This window comes from Melioribacteraceae bacterium (assembly GCA_035362835.1).
GTDB lineage: Bacteria > Bacteroidota > Ignavibacteria > Ignavibacteriales > Melioribacteraceae > DSXH01.
Map to the genome: position 1 here is coordinate 518,890 of DAOSDY010000002.1, position 20,635 is coordinate 539,524.

The 20,635-nt window shown below is 37.9% G+C and carries 12 protein-coding genes and 1 tRNA gene; 12 read left to right on the forward strand and 1 reads right to left on the reverse strand.

All coding sequences use genetic code 11. The features are described 5' to 3' along the window. The first annotated feature begins 263 nt into the window (after positions 1–263). The 12 genes from PLZ15_09485 (at position 264) to PLZ15_09540 (ending at position 18,346) form a co-directional block, all read left to right on the forward strand. Entirely contained in the window at positions 264–1,298 is a 1,035-nt protein-coding gene (locus PLZ15_09485; GenBank protein ID HOI29974.1) for a dipeptide epimerase, read from the forward strand. Between the two features lie 208 nt (positions 1,299–1,506). Then, complete coding sequence (locus PLZ15_09490) at positions 1,507–3,162, forward strand: glycoside hydrolase family 9 protein (protein ID HOI29975.1); 1,656 nt, start codon at positions 1,507–1,509, stop codon at positions 3,160–3,162. A 152-nt stretch (positions 3,163–3,314) separates the two neighbouring features. Further along, the gene (locus tag PLZ15_09495) at positions 3,315–4,574 is read left to right on the forward strand and encodes an ATPase domain-containing protein (GenBank protein ID HOI29976.1); all 1,260 of its coding nucleotides are present in this window, start codon (positions 3,315–3,317) and stop codon (positions 4,572–4,574) included. Then, positions 4,574–7,675, forward strand: coding sequence for a tetratricopeptide repeat protein (locus tag PLZ15_09500; protein HOI29977.1), 3,102 nt, complete (start codon positions 4,574–4,576; stop codon positions 7,673–7,675). The genes PLZ15_09495 and PLZ15_09500 overlap by 1 nt, the downstream gene beginning before the upstream one ends. An 87-nt stretch (positions 7,676–7,762) precedes the next feature. Next, positions 7,763–9,019 carry a hypothetical protein gene (locus PLZ15_09505; protein HOI29978.1) on the forward strand — a complete coding sequence of 419 codons (1,257 nt, stop codon included), beginning with the start codon at positions 7,763–7,765 and terminating at the stop codon, positions 9,017–9,019. Between the two features lie 252 nt (positions 9,020–9,271). Continuing rightward, positions 9,272–10,708 carry a glycosyltransferase gene (locus PLZ15_09510; GenBank protein ID HOI29979.1) on the forward strand — a complete coding sequence of 479 codons (1,437 nt, stop codon included), beginning with the start codon at positions 9,272–9,274 and terminating at the stop codon, positions 10,706–10,708. A gap of 21 nt (positions 10,709–10,729) precedes the next feature. Beyond that, positions 10,730–11,230, forward strand: coding sequence for a hypothetical protein (locus PLZ15_09515; GenBank protein ID HOI29980.1), 501 nt, complete (start codon positions 10,730–10,732; stop codon positions 11,228–11,230). Further along, the gene (locus tag PLZ15_09520; GenBank protein HOI29981.1) at positions 11,221–13,122 is read left to right on the forward strand and encodes a hypothetical protein; all 1,902 of its coding nucleotides are present in this window, start codon (positions 11,221–11,223) and stop codon (positions 13,120–13,122) included. The genes PLZ15_09515 and PLZ15_09520 overlap by 10 nt, the downstream gene beginning before the upstream one ends. Positions 13,123–13,349: 227 nt before the next feature. Then, positions 13,350–14,543, forward strand: a complete 1,194-nt coding sequence (locus PLZ15_09525; GenBank protein HOI29982.1) for a fibronectin type III domain-containing protein — start codon at positions 13,350–13,352, stop codon at positions 14,541–14,543. A 15-nt stretch (positions 14,544–14,558) separates the two neighbouring features. Beyond that, positions 14,559–17,684 carry a PAS domain S-box protein gene (locus PLZ15_09530; protein HOI29983.1) on the forward strand — a complete coding sequence of 1,042 codons (3,126 nt, stop codon included), beginning with the start codon at positions 14,559–14,561 and terminating at the stop codon, positions 17,682–17,684. A 15-nt stretch (positions 17,685–17,699) separates the two neighbouring features. Next, positions 17,700–18,206, forward strand: a complete 507-nt coding sequence (locus PLZ15_09535; protein ID HOI29984.1) for a methylated-DNA--[protein]-cysteine S-methyltransferase — start codon at positions 17,700–17,702, stop codon at positions 18,204–18,206. A gap of 67 nt (positions 18,207–18,273) precedes the next feature. Further along, a tRNA-Phe gene (locus PLZ15_09540) sits at positions 18,274–18,346 on the forward strand. Between the two features lie 183 nt (positions 18,347–18,529). Here PLZ15_09540 and PLZ15_09545 read toward each other — a convergent pair. Beyond that, positions 18,530–20,635, reverse strand: a complete 2,106-nt coding sequence (locus tag PLZ15_09545; protein HOI29985.1) for a xanthine dehydrogenase family protein molybdopterin-binding subunit — start codon at positions 20,633–20,635, stop codon at positions 18,530–18,532.

A 20,635-nucleotide genomic window follows, 5' to 3' on the forward strand; every position in this document is an offset into this window, starting at 1 on the left:
TTAAGAGGAAAATAAAATGGGAAAACTTGGTGCAACAATATTCGTCTTTATCATGATTGCTGTGATCGGACTGGCTCTATATGCCTGTCATCAAGCATACTTTGCTTAGATTCATTTAGTCACCGGAATTAAAAAATTTTGGTGATTCTTAAATAAACATTAGAAAGGTCACCCCGGATTTCTGGGATGACCTTTTTTTCTTTAAACATATTAATGGTCTGAAATGATTTTATGTCACTGTAATAAAGGACGAGAATAATCGGGTGGAGATAAAGTTTCAGAAATACACCCTTGAACTTAAACATCAGTTCAATATTTCCTTCAGTTCCAGAAAAACTACTCCTGCTGTAATAGTAAAACTTATTCAGGACGGTATCGAAGGTTATGGGGAGGCAAGTCTGCCTCCTTACCTGAAAGAAAATCAGGAATCGGTAACTTCATTTTTAGAACAACTAGTATACCCCGATCTCACTAGATATGAAAATATTATTGAAATTAATCGAAGCATGGAAAGAGAGTTCCCAGGGAACACTGCTGCAAAAGCAGCGGTTGATATCGCAATGCACGACCTTCTGGGTAATTTATGGGAGCGACCCTGTTATGAATATTTAGGTATCAGCACGAAAGATCCGCTATTTACATCTTATACTATCGGAATCGATAAACCGGAAATCATCGAACATAAAATAAAGGAAGCCTGCGATTTTAAAATCTTGAAAATAAAACTCGGTACGGCTGATGATTATAGAATAATAAATACAGTAAGAGAACTTACAGATAAGAGACTATATGTTGATGCGAATCAGGGCTGGGCAGATAAATATGCCGCACTTGAACTGACTCATTTCCTTAAAGAACATTCTGTTGAACTGATTGAACAGCCCTTTCCGGTATCTAGAATTGAAGATACTTCCTGGTTGAATGAACGATCTCCTTTACCGATTATCGCTGATGAGTCGATGCAAACCTTTAACGATATTGAGACGGTTAAAAATTGTTTTGCGGGTATCAATATTAAATTAATGAAATGCAGCGGAATAGCTAACGCTCTAGAAATAATTGGAAAAGCGAGGGAATACAACCTTAAAATTATGATCGGATGTATGACGGAAACTTCCTGTGCAATTTCAGCTGCAATGTTATTGTCCCCTCTTGCTGATTATGCTGACCTAGACGGCAATCTGCTGATTAAAAATGATCCGTTTGTTGCTGAGACAGTTAGAAACGGACAACTTTATTTCAGCGGTAATAATGGGCTCGGAATTAAGATTAATAACAAATTTAATCTGCAGATTTAGAAATCTTATTATGTTTTCCGTTATACATCTATTTAATTATATTTGCCTGCAGAATTTCAAGTCCTGAAAGGAACAATATCCAATTTCCTGTTCGATTAATTTCCAATTTATAATGTACTATGTGATGTAATATGTCATTGTTCTTCATGATTCAGTATAATTCTTATTATTGAATTATCTAACATTTATTTGTTGTTAAAGAGGTTAAATGTCCCGTACGAAGTTTGTTCTGGTTTGTCTTTTTCTTGTAGCTCTTATTCCAAACTGCACTGTAAGTCTTAAAGCGGAATCGGAAATTTATTTCAGAATTAATCAGGTCGGATTTCTTCCTTCCGAACATAAATCTGCTATTGTATTATCCAATATTCCGCTTGAGGGGATGAAAGCTGAATTAAAAAACAGAAGATCAGGTAAAAATGCAGGTAGTTATACTTTTTCGAACAACCTCGGGCAGTACGGAAATTTTAAATATTCTTACGTAATCGATTTTTCTGAAGTAAGAGATACAGGCGAGTTTATAATCGGTATCGCCGACAGGCAATCCTATCCTTTTACCATTAATTCCGATCCCTACAAAAATATTGCTGAAATATTACTCCAATTTTTTAAAGTTCAGAGATGCGGTTATACAAATCCCTCTGAGCATGAGGTTTGCCATATTTCGGATGCAACTTCAATTATCGACGGAAGGAGATCAATCAATAGGAAAGTTGATGTAACCGGCGGATGGCATGACGCGGGTGACTATGTTAAATTTCTGAATACAACAGCCTATTCAACGTATATGCTTCTATTCTCTTATGAATTCGATCCGGTAAAATTCGGTTTCGACAGAGATAATAACGGTGTGCCGGACATGCTCGAGGAAGCTAAAGTTGGACTCGACTGGCTTCTCCGTGCGGCATATTCAAATGACAAGTTTATAACACAGGTTCAGGATCTGCGTGATCATGAAGTAGGGTGGAGAATGCCGGAAGATGATCCTCTCGGCTTCGACAGACCTGCTTTTTCCGGGATGGGAAAGAATCTGATTGGAATCTATTCGGCAACAATGGCTCTGGCTTCCCGAATCTGGAGGAGTAAAATTCAGTTCCCCGAATTCGCTGATAAGTGTTTAAATGCGGCCGAAAAATATTATGCTATAAAGGATAGAGTTCAGAATATCGACAGCAGCGGAACCGGAATGTACATTGATAACAGTTTCGAAGGTAAAATGGCTCTTGCGGCTGTAGAATTATATCTTACTAACAAGAATCAATCATATCTGGATGACGCTAAAGTTTTTGCAGACTCGGCAGGTGCAGATTTCTGGTGGAGCTGGGGAAATATAAACTCGATTGCTCATTACAGGTTATCGAGGTTTGTAGAAAGATATAAGGATTACATTAAAAAGAATCTCGACCATTTTAAGGAAAATAGTGGCGGCAATCTATTTGGCATTGGGGCTTCACTTTCATGGGGAACAAATCAGACAATTATTGGAATCGCTCTCCAGGAGATTCTCTGGCAAAAATTGACCGGTGACAAGTCCTATGATACACTCGCGACTATACAGAAAGATTTTATACTTGGCAGAAATCCATGGGGTGTCAGTTTTATACATAATGTTGGTGATAATTTTACGAGGAATTTTCACCATCAGATTTCTCACTTTAAAGGGAGACTACCGGGTGGTTTTGCCGCCGGACCGGCTACAAAATCATTCTTAAAAACTTACAATCTCCAATATGAAAAGGGAGATATTTATGAAAAATTTCAGAGTGAGGATATCTATTACAGAGATGACAGGATGGATTATATAACAAATGAACCGACAATTACGGCAAATGCTACGGCAATTTTTGTTTTCGGCAACCTGAAATGACTTGAAGAATAAGATGTATTATTTTGAACCATCTTATCAGAATTTACACTATTTTAGAATACAAAATTTTGTTTTTTGAATGTTTTCGAACTTTTTAATGGCATATTTATTGGCTGGATATACCTTAGAAAAAGCAAAAAATAGGTTAAATCATGGTTAGTTCAGTTAGAAGAATTCCCTCCGGTTTTTCATTTATTGATAATAACTGGGGAGGTATTTATAGAGGTGGAAGTTACCTCGTTGTTGGCCCGCGAAAATCCGGGAGAACACTTATTGGTTTGCAGTGTGCACTTGAAGCGGCTAAAAATGCTGAAGTATGCCTGTTTTTTACTATTATGCGCCCTAAGGATCTAATGATTCAGGCAGCTTCTTTGAATTTTGATATTCAGTCATATATGAATCAAAATCTCATTATTGTTGTCCGGGTCGCTCCTCCAAATGATATTTACGACATGTATAATCCGGATGATTATCTGGTAGAATATTTTAATGATATAATTACGGTAGTAAACCAGTATAACCCTACAAGAATAATTTTTGATGAACTGACACCCTTTGTTGGTTTCAGAAACCTTGATCATCTTCGGAATACTTTTTTGCACACTCTTGAAATAATTGAAGAGAGGGATATTACAAGTCTCTTTGTTATCAGTGAACCGGCTACTCAAAAAGCTCAGTCGATTGTGGAAGGCCTCTCACAATTTGTTACTGGTGTTGTTCAGCTCAAGAAGCAATCAGTCAGAGGGGAAAGACTTCATAGCGGACAGGTCACAATTTCACCCAACGTGGGACATACCGAAGGGGAATTTACAGCGGAGTATAGGATTGAACCATATAAAGGAGTAACAACTGAGTTTTCAAGAGAACAGTTCACCTCAACCGATGAATTCACACCTTCAATTACTAAACCCAGAATGATTAATCGCCCCACCAGAATCGACGTTCCTACAGAACCTTATGCTTTTTCTAATATTTATAATTACAATGATTTTCTGCTGATTCTAAATAACCAGATTGCCCTTTACAAAAGTACTGGTCAGACATTTAATATCATATCCTTTAAACTGGATCCGGCCGGTCAGATAAAAGGAATACTCAACGTTACGCAATTGCAGAATGCCGTTAAACAATCTACCAGCAAGAAAGACAAAATCTGCATTATTGAAAACAAAGTAATTGTATTGCTTGTAAGAGGAACACTGAAAACAGTTGTAGATTTAATGACTAATGTGCAGAATAATCTTCCGAGTCACGATCCAAATTACATCAACGCCGCTCTTGACTATATATCAATCTTCAATATTGAGGTAGATGAAAGAGTTGAAAATGCTGAATCAATGATGGAATTTGTTCTGACTGCAGAAAATTCATCAACGAATTCATATCAGCCACTAAACAAATATATCGGTTAATGAGGCATTGTGCTAAAATACTTTTTACATTATTACTCATTACTTCTTTTGCCTTTGCTCAGGTAAGGTCGGACGGGTTAAGACGTCAGGCGGATCTCCTGATAAAAGAAGGTCGTTTCAAAGAAGCAATTGATCAGTTAAATAAATTTATTTCTGCTAATCCTCAGCTTGCCGATGGTTATCATATCCGTGGTTTGTGTTACGAAAAAACAACCGAGTACCAGTATTCTGTATTGGATTTAAGAAGAGCACGCCGGCTTGACCCTTCTAATGGACAAATTCAGACAGACCTCAACCGTGTTATTTCGATTTGGCATGCTCAGCTTTACCGTAAAATTGAAGGTCATAAAAGAGATATTGCCATCGATCCTAATTATGCATTCAGTTATCTGGAAATCGGAAAAAGTTATCGATGGCTTGAAGAATGGAGTAATGCCGAACTCTGGTACGATGAATATCTTAAAAGGGATGATAATGCCTCTCCCGACGAAATAATCCGTTATACTGAAATTCTTGCAAAAACAGGCTCGATTGTTAAAGGGGAGAGAATATTAAAAAAATTTGTTGAAAGATATCCTGAAGACTGGAGGTTATGGAGCAGGTACGGTTATTTTACCCTCTGGCTTAGCAAATTTAAAATTGCTGAAGATGCATTTCGAAAAGCTTTATCCTTCAAACCGTTTTTTAAAGAAGCCGAAGACGGACTGGATCAGGCAATTAACCAGGCATATCTGCTTCAGTATCAGCCCCGGGCTTATGAAAAAGTTTATCCAATCGACCGTTATACAAGTATTCTTACAAGAGATCCCGAAAATATTCAGATCCGATACCAGCTTGTAAACGAATTGATTGGTGCAGGCAGATATGAGGAAGCCTATCAACAGCTGCAGGTCCTTCAGAATACAGAAGCCGACAATGATGAATTTAAGAACTTATTAAATACCGTTACAACATACAGAGACAGTACATATAACAACGCGGTATCTTTCTATACCGAAATGCTTAAAAATAATCCCTCCGATAAAGAAGCGGTTAAAAAGCTTTCTGAAGCATACGCTAATTTGTTCTATTTCGACAGCGCTATTGAAATTTTGAATGAGTATCTGGAAAATGTCCCGGAGGATCAGGATCTTGATATCAGGTTTTTATTTGCAAAGTATTGCGCCTGGAATTATGAATGGGAACGCGCTATCGGTCAGTTGAGTAAATTACTCCAATATGAACCTAATAATCTCGACTATAAGCTGCTAAGAGGTCAGATTGCAGTCTGGACTGTGCTAGATTTTGATATTGCGGAGAATTATTTACTTAACGTAGCACAAAACAGGCCGAATGAAATTCACTCCTATCTCTCACTTGCTTCCATGTACTCATGGCAGAAAAAGTTTGAGGAAGCCAGAAAATATATCGACATTGCTAAGAGTATTTCGCCTAATGACCCCGAAGTTGAACTTGCAGAAAGCAATTATGCAATACATCTGTCCGCTCACGAAGAACAGCTTGTCTTCGAAATTAAGAGTGATGCCGGTAAACTTGCCGGCGAAGGAAATTGCGAAGAAGCCCGTTTAAAATACGAGGAATATTTTTCGCGGAGGACAGCTCCGACAAGAGATGAGTTGATTGAATATGCGGAAATAGTATCATGCACTCGGGATTTCCAGAAAGCAATTGAAATCTATGATCAGCTTCTCAATCAGGAATTTGATTACAAGGTTGCACTGCATAGAGCGAGAAATTATTACTACAATAAAGATTCTACATTGGCACTTGCAGAACTCGAAAGTTTATATAAGCTTAAACCTGAAGACGAGGATCTCAAACTGTTTCTTGCGGATGCTTATGCTGCTACCGATCAACCGGAAAAAGCAGAAGCGATCTACAGAGAACTGATGCTTGATAATCAGAATGAAACTGAAGTAAAAGAACTGAACAAACGGCTTGCCCTTCTGGGTGAATATTATATCCGGAATAAAAAGCTTGAAGAGGCTGACGAACTTTATGAGGAACTTCTTGAACTGCCAGATAACGAATACTTAAGGGAGGATATTGATTTACGAAGAATGTATTTGGCCGATGCATATGTGTTAAACGAAGAATACGGCCGGGCTGAGGATATTTATGAAGAATTACTGGAGACTACAACTGATACCTCGGAAGTTCGCATACTGAACCAGAGAATCAGCTGGATTCCTCCATCCGGCTTCAGCAGAGGTATTTCCAGTATCGGGAATTTTCTTTATGGCTTCATCCCTACGAATATCGGTATTACACCTTTTTCAAATTATTATGCCGATAATCAGAATTTGAAACTCTGGAATTACGGTCTTCGATTGGATGCCGGACTTATGGGATTTTTTGGATTAGGTGCACAGTGGAACAGAACCAATATTAAAACGGATATTCTAAGCAGGGATTTTACAACATTAAAAGGAATTCTTTCTATTTATTTATTCCAGAATCTTACTATCTCCGCAGGTTACGGTACATTGAATATTCTTGGCGAACCGACTAAAAATGTCGGAGATATTACTTTACGTTACGAAAAGCCGGACTATTTTTCTCTGGTTGCTAATTACGAAAATAATGACGCCCGACTGCTGCTCTATTCACCAACATTAATCTATGTCCGCTTGAAATCTGAACTGTACAGATTAACCGGATATTATCAGTTCAAAGATTTAATGAAGATTTCAGGTTATTATAGCTATTATCAGATTTCGGATAACAATGAAGGAAATGATCTTCAGTTAAGGTTTGGCAGGAAATTTTTCAAGGATGCACTTTTTGGTTATGAGTATTTCTTCTCGGATTTTGCATTTGTTGCAACTACATATTATTCTCCGCAGGACTTCGATTCGCACAGTATCTGGGGAGAATATTCATGGCAATTAGAGTCGAAGTTAAAAGGAAAATTTGGTGGTAAAATAGGTTATGTGCCAATGGCTGATTTTATTATTAGCGAAATTTATGCGGAAGCGAGTTATAAACCGATCGATCTCCTGATAATAAGCGGGAGATTAGGATTCTCTAATAGCTTTAGGTACGATACCGGTTACAGGTCGTTTTCTGCATCGTTGTCGGCGTACTGGAGTATCTATTAGTATCAGTCATTTCTAATTGGCTCGATTTTAATTTGGAAAAAATCCATTTTTTTTATAACTAAACACTTCAAAAATTCTCCTGTTTATATGAAAAAATTATTCAAATATTTTATCCTTTTTGTATTTCTTTGCTCGTCACCTCTTTTCTCATTCGGAAAAGATGAGGGGATTGTTCCAATTAATAAGTTCTTATTAGAATCAAGTAGTTCAACTTATACTCAGCAATTAGGTAAGTTTATCCCTCTGAGTGGAAATATTGAGCAGATGGGAAAATTCTTTGCTGCTCTTAAAAACTCTAATAATAATGTAATCAAAATTGCTCATTACGGCGATTCTCTCATACAGGGAGATATTATCAGCGAATTTCTCCGCGAAAAACTTCAGCAAGCCTTCGGTGGGAAGGGTGCAGGGTTCCTTTCGATAGTCTCTAACGATATTAAGATGAGACAAACAACAATACACACTTATTCAGATGACTGGAAATATGCCGCTATAATTACACGTAATCAGGATCGACTTCCTTTCGGAATAAGCGGTTCTGTAGCTGTGCCGCAAAAGAACAGCTGGGTTAAGTATGAATCGACTAATTACTTATCTTCTACAAGTTCCTTTACCAAAGTGAAAATTTATTACAGTAATGCGAGCGATGAATCAACAATTGAATACAGGATTAATAATAATTCCAGAAAAACAATTCGTCTGCAGCCGGGAACTGATGTTCAGGAATCTTTAATCGATCTGAATCGACCGTCGACTTCAATTGAAATCAGGTTCGTTTCAGGCCAGGCTCCTTATTTTTACGGTGTAAGTCTTGAATCTGGTAATGGAGTTTATCTGGATAATTTCCCGATGCCGGGTAATACCGGTGTTTCGCTTCTGGATATTCCTAAAAAGATTTTTCAGGATTTCACGAAGCTGATCGATTACAATCTAATAATTTTAACGTATGGTGCAAATGTATCTTCGCCGAATAAGGGAATTTTTAACCTTTATGAAAACAAAATGATAAATGTGATAGAAGAATTGAAAAAGAATTATCCTGAGGCAAGCATTCTTCTCGTGGGAGTTGGCGATAAAACAATGAAAAGAGGAAATCGATTCATAACCAATCCTGATGTAACTTTTCTGCTCGAAACACAAAAAAGAATAGTAGAAAAGACAAAAATTACTTTCTGGAATTTATGGGAAGCGATGGGTGGGGAGAATTCGATGGATCAGTGGGTTAATTCAGCGCCACCTCTCGCTTTGAAAGATTATTCGCATTTTACACAGCTTGGCGGACAAAGAATATCGCAACTCTTATTTGAATCTGTTATGTATCATTATCAAAAAATGAGTAAATAAACTTTACTACATTGTAATGAGTTAATTAACTTTTTTACACTAAACTCTTAACTTCTCTTATTAACTTATTTGCTTGCAATAGTTTAATGAATGAATTATATTATTTCCGGATTTGTATATTATTGAGGCATTTTTTCAAATTGAGTTTTTTAACATTAAGTAGATGCCGTTTTTAAGTCTTTTTTTAATCTTTAGTCAGAATTGTTGTGGCATTTTATTTGAACATCATGGATGAATAGAATACCAAGATAAATGGATTTAAAACCGAATAAATATCAAATCGCGTTGGATAATAGGGAGGTCAAACCTCCTTCGAGAAATCTTGCCCGCGAAAAGAAAAGAACAATTTTGGTATCAGGAATATTCTCAATTCTGCTCTTCATTGCCATTCTTATTACAATGCCTCTCACAATTCTTACATGGAGCGGTCTTTTTGTTTATTCATCAATTGTTTCTCTTGTAATATTCCTTTTCGTTCTATTAATTCGTTATTTCGGCATTCTTTTCATGGCCTATTTTTACACAACCAAATATTCTGTTCAAAATAAACCCGGTTATTATCCTTTTGTCTCAATTATAGTTCCGGTTTATAATGAAGGAAAAATCCTTTATTCATCTATCGAATCTCTCCTCGATATCGATTATCCGAACTACGACATAATTATTGTAAATGACGGTTCTACGGATGATACGGCGGCTGTTGGAGAATCACTCGTCGGGTATCACAAAGGAAAAACCGGTCTTATTAAAGTTTCGCTTATTAATAAACCGAATGGCGGTAAGTCGAAAGCTCTGAATGCCGGAATCCAATATTCCGAAGCTCAATTCGTTTTATGTATGGATGGTGATTCTCAGCTTACTCCAAGCACACTTAAGATGGCTATGCGTCATTTTGATGATCCGTCCGTTGGTGCTGTAGCCGGTAATGTGAAAGTTCAGAATAGAAGAAAAATTCTGACTGACCTTCAGGCACTCGAATACCTCGAAGGTTTGAACCTGGCTCGTAGCGCTCAGGGATTCCTCCAGATGGTCAATATCATCCCCGGTCCTATTGGTGTATTCAGAAAAGTTACTTTAAGGGATGCAGGTTTCTATTCAAGCGATACATTTGCCGAAGATGCTGATGTTACACTTAAAATACTGGCTAAAGGCTGGAAAATTATTTACGAACCGAATGCTGTCGCTTATACAGAAGCTCCTATAACTATTTATCAGTTATTAAAACAAAGATACAGATGGACAAGGGGAATTCTTCAGGCTATTAGAAAACACAAAAGATATCTTTACAATCCGACTGTAAATTTTAATAACAGTTTTATAATGTGGTCTATGTTTTATGAAGCCCTAATCTGGCCTGCAATGAATATCTTTGTTAATCTTTACTTTATTCTTGTAGCCTTATTATACGGCATTCACATAACTCTATTCCTGTGGTGGGTCGGAATTGCGGTTCTTGACCTTATGTCGGCGGTTTATTGTATTGCTGCCGAGAAGGAGGAATTCAGACTTGTTCCTTATGCCATTGTCTATCGTCTTGTTTTCATTCTTCTGATCGATGTAACAAAAGCGATGGCGACAATTGAAGAATTTCTCGGTGTCAGAATGACTTGGGGTAAGCTTGAAAGAACCGGTTCCGGAGGTTCTAATTCAGGCATGAAATCGGCTCCAGCTGTTGCCGGGTCAAAATAAAAAATTTTATTTGAGGTTAATATGGAATTAATTCCTATTCTTTCGCTTATAATACTGGTTGCCACAATATCGACTTTTATTCTTGCTGTCGGCGCATATATCCTTTATAAAATCAGGGAGCGGAAAGGTGTGCTTTCACAAGCACCTCAACCTTCTGCTATACCAGCAGAGCTAATCGCACCTGCGCCTCTAACTGCTGATCAAAGAGGTGTTTCTCCTGAAAGGCGTACCTTTGAAGTTGTTGCCCCGCAACAGGAATCCGGCTTCGACTATCAGAGACAGCCGACTTATGGAGGCAGGGAGGAAGTTTCGAGAGGTCCTGAACTGAGACCTACATATGTGGGAAGCGGACCTTCCTATTCTGAAGGAAGCAGGTATCAGAAACCGACAGGCGACAATGTCAGACGAACTGATTCAGAGAAAACCCCTTCGAAGAAAAAATTCATGAGATATACTAATGAAGGGTATATTGAACCTGCAGCTAAAGATAAAAAACAAGAGGATAATCTGAGGTGGAGGTAAAAGAATCCAAAGGCCTCAGGGTAAATTATCTTATTATTTTCCTTAGCGGCCTTGTTTTGCTAATTACCGGTATTCTTGTATTTCTGCTCATAGTTCGAAATATTTATGGAAGCTATGAGATAAAAGAAATATTACCTACTAAGCAAAATCTTAAAGTCCTTTCCAGCGAGGATAAAACCGGTAAAGCTGCAATACTTTATTCGAAATATACTGAGAATATGCTCCCTTCCGGCAGTACCTGGCTTAAAGATAACGTGGATACCTGGAAAAAATTTGTCGGTAATTCGCGGATGACTTACGATGTTATTTCAGATCAGACAATCGAACTTGGCGAACATCTCGGATATAAAATTCTAATTCTTCCCGGATCCAAATCCTTAAGCGATAAACAATTAATTCAACTCAAAAAATATCTTGAGAATGGCGGAAGTCTCTTTGTATCCGGCGGACCGGCAACTTTTTCGGATGAAGGTAAATGGCGCGGATGGGATTTCTTTACCGAAGTTTTCGGTATGAAATTTAACAGGGAAATAAAACCGGAAGAGTTTTATAAAGTCCATACCTTAAGAGGTAATTTACCGATCACAGCTGAAATTCCAACCGGCTATGCTCTAAAAATTGCGACCTGGGACCGACCGATTTATGCCGAGGTACTTGAACCGAGAACAACTCAGGTTAGTTTCTGGTATGATTTCAGAAGTGAAGCCGGTCTTGTAAGGGAAGAAATATCTAAAAGCGCCGGTATTGCTTTCGGTACTTATGGTAAAGGCAGGTTTGTCTGGTATGGTTTTGAAATTAATTCTGTGCTGGGTGTTCAGAAAGATTATATTTTCTTCGAAAAGCTTTTTAATAATTCTATTAACTGGCTGACTTATCAACCGACAGCATTTATTAAAGACTGGCCTGCGCCGTACGATGGTGCAATGATATTTGTTCCTACGCTTACAGAAAATATTGGTAACGCATCCAATCTTACAGGCATCTTAAACTTTTCTCAATTCCCGGCTACTTTCTTTATTAATCCTGATCTTGGAGTCAAGTACCCAGGTTTATTAAAATCACTTGCATCCAAAGGTGAATTGGGAGCTATTATTGATATTGGTTTTCTCGAATCTCCGGAAGATACAATGAATAAACTCTTCAGCCGGGAGACTCAATTTTCGAATGTTACTTTCTCAAAAGATACGTTAAGTAAAATAACCGGAAAAGAGGTGAAAGCTATTATGCCTCTCTATGGTTATTATGATGATAATACACTTCAGGCGATGGCTGCAAGGAATATCGAATTTCTTCTGACTGATTCATTAACTGACCGTTCAGTTCCTGAAATAAGAATCCGTAATAATAAGCCGATTATGATAATTACCAAGACTGCAAGGGACGATATCGAAATTGTAAAAAATTACGGCCTTACAAACACTGATTTCCAGAGATATACATATGAGGAGGATATTGATAGAATTCTGTTTGAAGGCGGACTTTACGTCTTTAAAGTTCATTCTGATCTCCAGCTGCAACAGCAATATGCTTCTGTAATCCGGGACGTTATGCGCTATGCAAGAAGCAAAAATATGTGGATCCCCTCCTTGGCACAGTTAAAAGAATGGTGGAATAGAAGACAGGGAGTTGAGGTAAGATACGATACAAGAAGTAACAGGAGAATAGCAATCGAATTTACTAATCCGAGCGATAAAATGACCGAAGAACTCGTTGTTCAGGTTAATTTGAATAAAAAGGTCAGAAACGTAAATGTTTCGTCGGATATTATTAACACTAAAATTCCACGATATGAAGTGAAAAACGATCGTCAGACTATTTATTTCTATATCGATAAAATGGAGCCGCACGAAACACGCTCTTTGCTAGTTGATTTCGATAATATCCAGTTATAAAAAAAAATATTGATTAGTTATTAATTGTCCGGATGATAAATATCAGAATTAATAAAAACTTCCAGCCGCGTTACTTCACAAAATCTGATTGCAAATTGTTTATCTGTGCGATTATTTCAATTACCTTTACATTAAAGTATTTCTTAACTTAACAAGCGGAAAAAGAATATTTAATACTGGTGAATGTGAAAAGATCCTTTAAAAAAATCATAATAGGATTTGCATTATTGTTAATTATCCTTAATGCAGGATGTGTTGAAAATCTGACGGATGTTCAGCAGGCTACAAATCCTACTATTGAAATCGGATCCCCGATTACAGGCGATACTGTAATGGTCGGCAATAATAATATTGTTTACCAGGCCGCTGATGGCTCGGGAGGACAAGGAATATCCTTTTATGAAATTTACCTTAACGGCGTATTTGTACAAAAGTTTCTGCAGAATACCGATGGTACTAATCCGTCGCTAATTCTAAATGTCGATTCAACTTTAATCGGTTCCAGGATCAAATATTTCGTAAAAGTCTACAACACAACAGGCAGATCAAAAGAAAGTAAAGTTCAGGAGAATATTTACGTAAAGGATAAAGTACCTAATACACCGCAGAATCTTTTTCTTACAAAAGTTAACGACTTTACAGTTAGTCTTTTATGGGATGATAAATCTTCCAACGAAACCGGATTTGAATTATGGAGAAAAGATGACGGCGCAGGAACCTACAGACGAATTAAAACTATGCCCACGAACACTATAAGTACAACAGACGGCGGGCTATCAGCATTTGTTGTTTATTATTATAAGGTCCGGGCTTTTAACAATTCAGGTTTTTCAGAATTCAGCAATGAAGTAAGTACATCCAATATTCCCGGAGGCCCCTGGAATCTTTCCGCAGAGGCAATCGGTGCAAGTTATATTAATCTAAAGTGGGTCGATTTTGCCGTTAACGAATCGGGATTTATTATTGAACGAACAGATCCTAATACTACTCAATTTAAACGCCTGGCAATTGTTCCTTCTAATACAGAAGAATATCAGGATATTGATATCGCCCCGAGTACCGGATATAAATACAGAGTTGCATATTTTACTAATACATCCGTAAGCGGCTTTTCAAATGAGGTCTCGGTTTCCAGTTACTATACTGATGTGTCCGGTCCCTCTAATTTAACTGCAACACTCGGCATCAACGTTGTAAATCTTAAATGGGATGATAACACTCCACTTGAAAAAGAGACGATCGTTGAGAGAAGAACAGGGAATGGTCCTTTCCAGGAACATATTAAACTGGCAGCGGATTCAAAATCGGCTACTGATATAAACGTTCAAAGAGGAATTACATATCAATATAGAGTAAGACAATCTTTGGGGACACGAACCTACACTCCTTATTCCAATACTGTTACAATTCTGGTTCAGTGAGAATGGATTACTGATATGGATGATCAGAAGAATATTAAAACTTCAGCCGGCAAGCAATTAGATCTACCGTGCATCATAATTGATAAATCCGGACGGATAATTGCGCTTAACGGTGATGTAAAAAAAATAATTCCTTCCGCACTTCCTCAGTTAAATTTCTTCGATCTATTCGACGAAAATAATCTCCTTACGCTGCAAAGAGTCTTCATAGATGCAAGGAAATATGATACTGCTGTAAAGGATATACTTGAAGTAAAATCCGGTTCCGATAGCAAACAATATGAGGTCACATTTTCACCTCTAAAAAGTGAAAACAATATCTATTTTATTGTCTGTTTTTCTCTATTGACCGGGTCAAAAACCGACCAGGAAACCAAAAAGTTTATTATTGCTACTGCAGAAATTGAAAGATATACTTCCGATAAAAGAATTCTTTCAACTATTAATAAGATAAAACTTACTTATCCCTTCACATTTATCGAGAAAGCTAAACTTCAGAAAGAGATAAACGAGATTGAGAATTTTTTCTGGGTTAAAGATCCGTCGGGCAAGTTTATTCTTATCAATGAATCTTATGCTAAAGCTCTCGGCTTTTCCTCTGCTCAGTTGGAAAACAAAAACGAAATCGATTTTCTTCCAAAGTATCTGATCCCGTTATACAGGACCGTAGACCAGTATATTGGCGATACTTCGAATGCTTTGATATTGGACAGCTCATCATCCCCGATATCTCCTGATCTTAGAAAAGAGATTCAAATTATTCAATTTCCTATATGCGACCTTGAAAATAAGACGGTTGCTATTATCGGATTTTCTCAACCTGTGGCAGAAAAAAACTTTAAGGACCCTGAATGCATTGACAGGAATTTCATTAAAAATCTGCCTTTGGCACTGCTCTTTATTGATAACGAAAACAAAATAGCATCATACAGCACCGAATTAATGCAGTTATTGCTTATTCCTGAACGCCAGGAATTTGTTAAGTCCAGCCTGAATAGATTGTTCGATAAATCCTTCACAAAAACTATTGAGGATTATACTTCCGACATTTCTAGAACCGATGAACTCGATTTCAATTATACATTTGAAGAGAAAGGGAAATTGACGGTTGAGGTTAATGTTCAGAAAATATTTGATAGCAATAACATTTATATCGGTGCAAAAATTCTCCTTAATCAGAAAAATGAAATTCAGATTCTCAATGAGAACAAGGCGCAGCTTTACGATTCGCTCATACACAATATTCCGGAAGCAATGTTTATTTATGACCTCGACAACCTTAAATTTCTGGAAGTAAACGATGCTGCTCTTAAACTCTACGGATACAAAAAATCGGAATTCCTCAATATGGATCTTACCGACCTTTATGCTCCCGAGGATATCCAGACTCTAATTCAGTCTTCAGATACAAAAACAGTTAATTCAGGTCCGTGGCGTCATAAAAGAAGTGATGGCTCTTCAATACTGGTTGAACTGACACGCACATCGGTTGAATATAAAGGCAAGAAAGGTCATCTTAATATTATTAAGAATGTATCGGAACGAATTGAAGAAAAAAAGAAAATTCAGTTACTCCAGTCGGTTTTCGATCATACTGCTGATCTTATAATTAATACGGATAAAGATGGATTTATATATTCCGTAAACGAACAAGTTTCTAAAAAACTTGGCTATTCGAAAAAAGATCTTGAATCTCGTCCTTTTATTTCGCTTGTCTCGGACGACGACAGGGCAAAAGTAAATAAGAATATTTTTCATTCAGGTTTACTTAAAACTATCTCACTCGAGCTCGAATTCAAAAAACCCTCGGGCACTCTCCTTAAAGCGATTGTAATTGCAACTCCAATTAAAGACTATAACGGTGAAATAGAAAATTATTCCATTCTGATTAAACCGGTTGAAGATAAGCAGGAGAACGGCGACATTCAAAAACTTGAAAATGAAGCTGCCGATAAAATTGATGCACCGTTCCTCTCGCATATGTTTCATGAGCTTCTGACTCCAATAAATGTAATATTAGGGTTTGCGCAGGAACTCTGGGAGAGTATCGATAAACCGTCGGAGGAACAGAAGGAGGCAGTTGAAATAATAAAAGAGAACCAGAAACTTCTTCTTCAGATTATGGATAATGCCGTTGAATATTCAACTCTTCAGCAGAAAATTGTAAAGTTCAAACCTGAGCTTATTAAATTTGTTGACCTTCTCAATCCGCTCAAAGAGAATACAAAAAAATTGAGCGAGTCTAAAAAAGTAGAACTTGAATACGGTAAAATATCATCATCGCTCACTCTTGAAAGCGATAAACAGAAATTCATTTCTCTGGTAAGCCTTCTCATTAAAATTGGTATTCAAATTACAAAGGAAACTTCCATTTACCTTTCCGCTTTTAATTCTGATGAAAACAATATAGTGGTATCAATTAAGGATACCAAAAAAGCAATAACTCCGTATTTACTGAAAGGTTTCAATGATGTTTTCTCTGATGAAGAATCCGTAATAAGGAGAAATTATGGATTTTCAAGATTTTCCTTGCGACTAGCGAATAAACTTATAGAGCTTCTTTCGGCAAATAAATATATTGTTATGAAAGGGGATGAAGCTGTTGAGTTTGGATTTTCCTTCCCGGTCAAATTCAATATAAGCGAAAAATCGAATATTGAAGTCGAGAGTGTAAAAGCTGTGGAAACCGACCGGAAGTCTGCGGGAAAAACTCCGCTTCAGGATATCCCCGATAAGCCGGCGGCCACCGCTAAATTTACCGAACTCGATCTTTCGCAACTTAATGTTTTGTACTTTGAAGACCAGGTAGATTCTCAGATACTCTTTAAGAACCAGATGAAAGACCTTAGGAGTATTGAGTTCGCCCCCAGTTTCGAGTCCGCTCTTCCTTTGTTAAAGACTAAACGTTTCGATGTGATAATAATGGATATTAACCTGCAAGGTGAGTATAACGGACTTGATGCTCTCAGGATTATCCAGAAAATGCCGGGGCACAGGGATATACCGATTATCGCTTCAACTGCTTATACTCAGCCGGGTGCCAGGGAGAATTTTATGGCTGCCGGTTTTACTGAATTTTTAGCTAAACCGCTTCTTCGCGAGAAAGTTATTGACCTCTTAAGGAAGCTTCTTGTTAAGTAGACAATATCCGGAATTATGACCGATTTATATTCACACCAGGACTTTATCGATTCACCTCTCGGAACAATCTGTATCCGTGCATCAGAAAGGGGTATTACAGATATAATTTTTTCTAGCGAACCGGCAGCAGATCTTCTATCAAAAAACAGGTTTATTAAAAAATGTAAATCTCAACTCCAGGAGTATTTTGAAGGGAAGAGAAAAGTTTTTGATTTGGAGATTGATTATTACGGGACGCAATTTCAAAAACTTGTCTGGCTTGAACTTTTAAAGATCAGGTTTGGATCATCGATATCATACTTAGCACTTGCATCCCGGTTGGGAAATAAAAATAAGATCCGCGCAGTTGCTAAAGCCAATTCGCAGAACCGTATAAGCATAATAGTCCCTTGTCACAGAATTATAGGTGCAAACGGGGAACTGGTTGGATATTCAGGCGGCTTATGGCGTAAAAAGTGGTTATTGGAACATGAAGAGAATATTGAACATAACAGAAAACAACTCTCTTTCTTTGAAACGTGATCTTTATCTGCATTGGGATTTTGATTTTTAATCCATTTTATATAGATTTGTCCCACTAAAAATTGAAGGGCAGATAGCTCAGTCGGTAGAGCAAAGGACTGAAAATCCTTGTGTCGGCGGTTCGATTCCGTCTCTGCCCACAAAAGCGAGAATAGACTCTCGCTTTTTTATTTTTTAAAGAATATTCACGCATTTGACCTTTAAAACAGAAGAAGTTTCGGTGGTTCGATGTAGTGAATCCAGCGAATATTAAATGCAGGTGTGTATTCAACACATTAAAGCTAGTATATTTTAACATAAGCCTGCAATCTGCGGGCTTTTTCTTAATCCATTCTTAGAGGAAGCTTCCTTACCCTTTTACCTGATGCTGCAAAAATCGCATTAGCGAGCGCTGGTGCACAAGCTCCTATTCCTAATTCTCCAACACCTCCAACTTTTTCAAAATTTCTGACAATATGAATTTCTATAACCGGTGTTTCAGAATAGGTAAGCAGCTGATAATCATCATAATTCTTTTCTACCACACCGCCGGAACGGATTGTTATTTCTCCCTTCATCGCAGCAGTCAATGCGAATACAATTGCCCCTTCCAGCTGAGCTTCTACAGTATCAGGATTTACAACCGTACCGCAGTCTATTACTGCTGTTACTTTTTCCAGTTTAATTTGATTTTTACCAACGGAGACTTCCACAACTTCCGCGCAAAAACTTCCGTAACCTTCAAAGCATGCTATGCCCCTGCCTCTTCCATCCGGTAGTGGAGTACCCCAATTCGATTTTTCCGCTGCCAGTTCAAGTACATTTTTCAACCGCGGATTTTCTTGAATCATTTCTCTTCTTATTTCGAATGGATCCCGTTTGGCTAAATCCGCAAGTTCGTCTATAAATGATTCCACTACGAATGGATTCTGGGTATTATAAACTGATCGGTACCATGAAACCGGAACATGCGTTGGCACAATTGTACCAGTTATTTTCATATTCGGAATATTATATGAAAGCCTTCTGGTTCCTTCACCAATATCAGCGTCCTTAACAGGAATGTTCCGGTTAAATCTTTGTGCAGTAATCGATTCTGAAATTACATGATGACTGAAATTAGCAATCCGTCCTTGCTTATCAACCGATCCTTTAACTTTATGCATGCTTGCGGGCCGGTAAACACTGTGCTTCATATCGTCCTCACGGGTCCACGTCAACTTTATTATTCTTCCGGAAGCTTTGGCAATAAGTGCAGCCTCCACCGCCCAATCAGAAACCAGACGTCTTCCGAATGCACCGCCTATTAAAGTTACATGCACTACTACATCATCCTCTTTAAAGCCAAGGGCTTTTGCAACTTCCGTTCTCGCATTTTGAGGATTCTGCGAAGGGGCCCATAGTTCGGCTTTACCGTTTTCAACTTTTGCAACGCAATTCATCGGCTCGAGGGGTGCATGAACCAGAAATGGCAATTCATAAACGTTTTCTATTGTTTTTAAATCAGGTGAATCGTAATTAACAACCCCTCTGAATTCTATTTCAGATCCCTCTTCAACTAAATGAGATGCCATGTTATTCCGTATTGCAGCCGAATCAATATTAGCATTCGGACCGTAATCCCATTCTATTTCAAGCGCATTCTTTCCTTTGAAAGAGCTCCATGTAGAATCTGCAATCACTGCCAAACCCTGCGGTATTTCAAATACATCTATAACTCCCTTAACCGATTTTACATTGTCTGACTTAAAAGATTTTACCTTTCCGCCAATCGCAGGGCATCGCGATACTGCGGCATATACCATTCCGGGAATTACTATGTCAATTCCGAACTTAGCTGTGCCGTATATTTTAGGAGGAGTATCGAGTCTATGAATTCTCTTACCGATGATTTTATAATCTTTTGGATCCTTAAGTTTCACATCTTTCGGTACAGGTAATTTTGATGCATCCTCAACAAGTTCACCATAACTTAACTTTTTACCGTTAAGTTTATTTGTTACAAATCCGTTCTCTGCGGAACAATCTGTAACCTGAATATTCCATTTTGCAGCCGCCGCACTCAAGAGCATTGCTTTCGCAGTTGCGCCAGCAACTCTGAATGGATCGAAAGTTCTTCTGATGCTTTGACTGCCGCCAGTAGACTGATTCCCGAAAACCGGATTCCCGTCGGCCTGCTCAATCCTTATTTTGGACCATTCGCATTCCAGTTCTTCAGCTACGAGCATCGGAAGGGAAGTCTGAACGCCCTGACCCATTTCGGATCTGTGCACGGTGATTGTAACAATTCCGTGAGAATCGATTTTAAGATATACACTTGGAGCAAATATTTTAGGCTCATCACCCGGTAAGATGTTAAATCCGTATGCTGGTACATAAGCAGCTAGGAAGAGGCCGCCACTGCTGATTCCGACAACTTTAACAAATTCACGTCTTGAAATCTTTTTCAT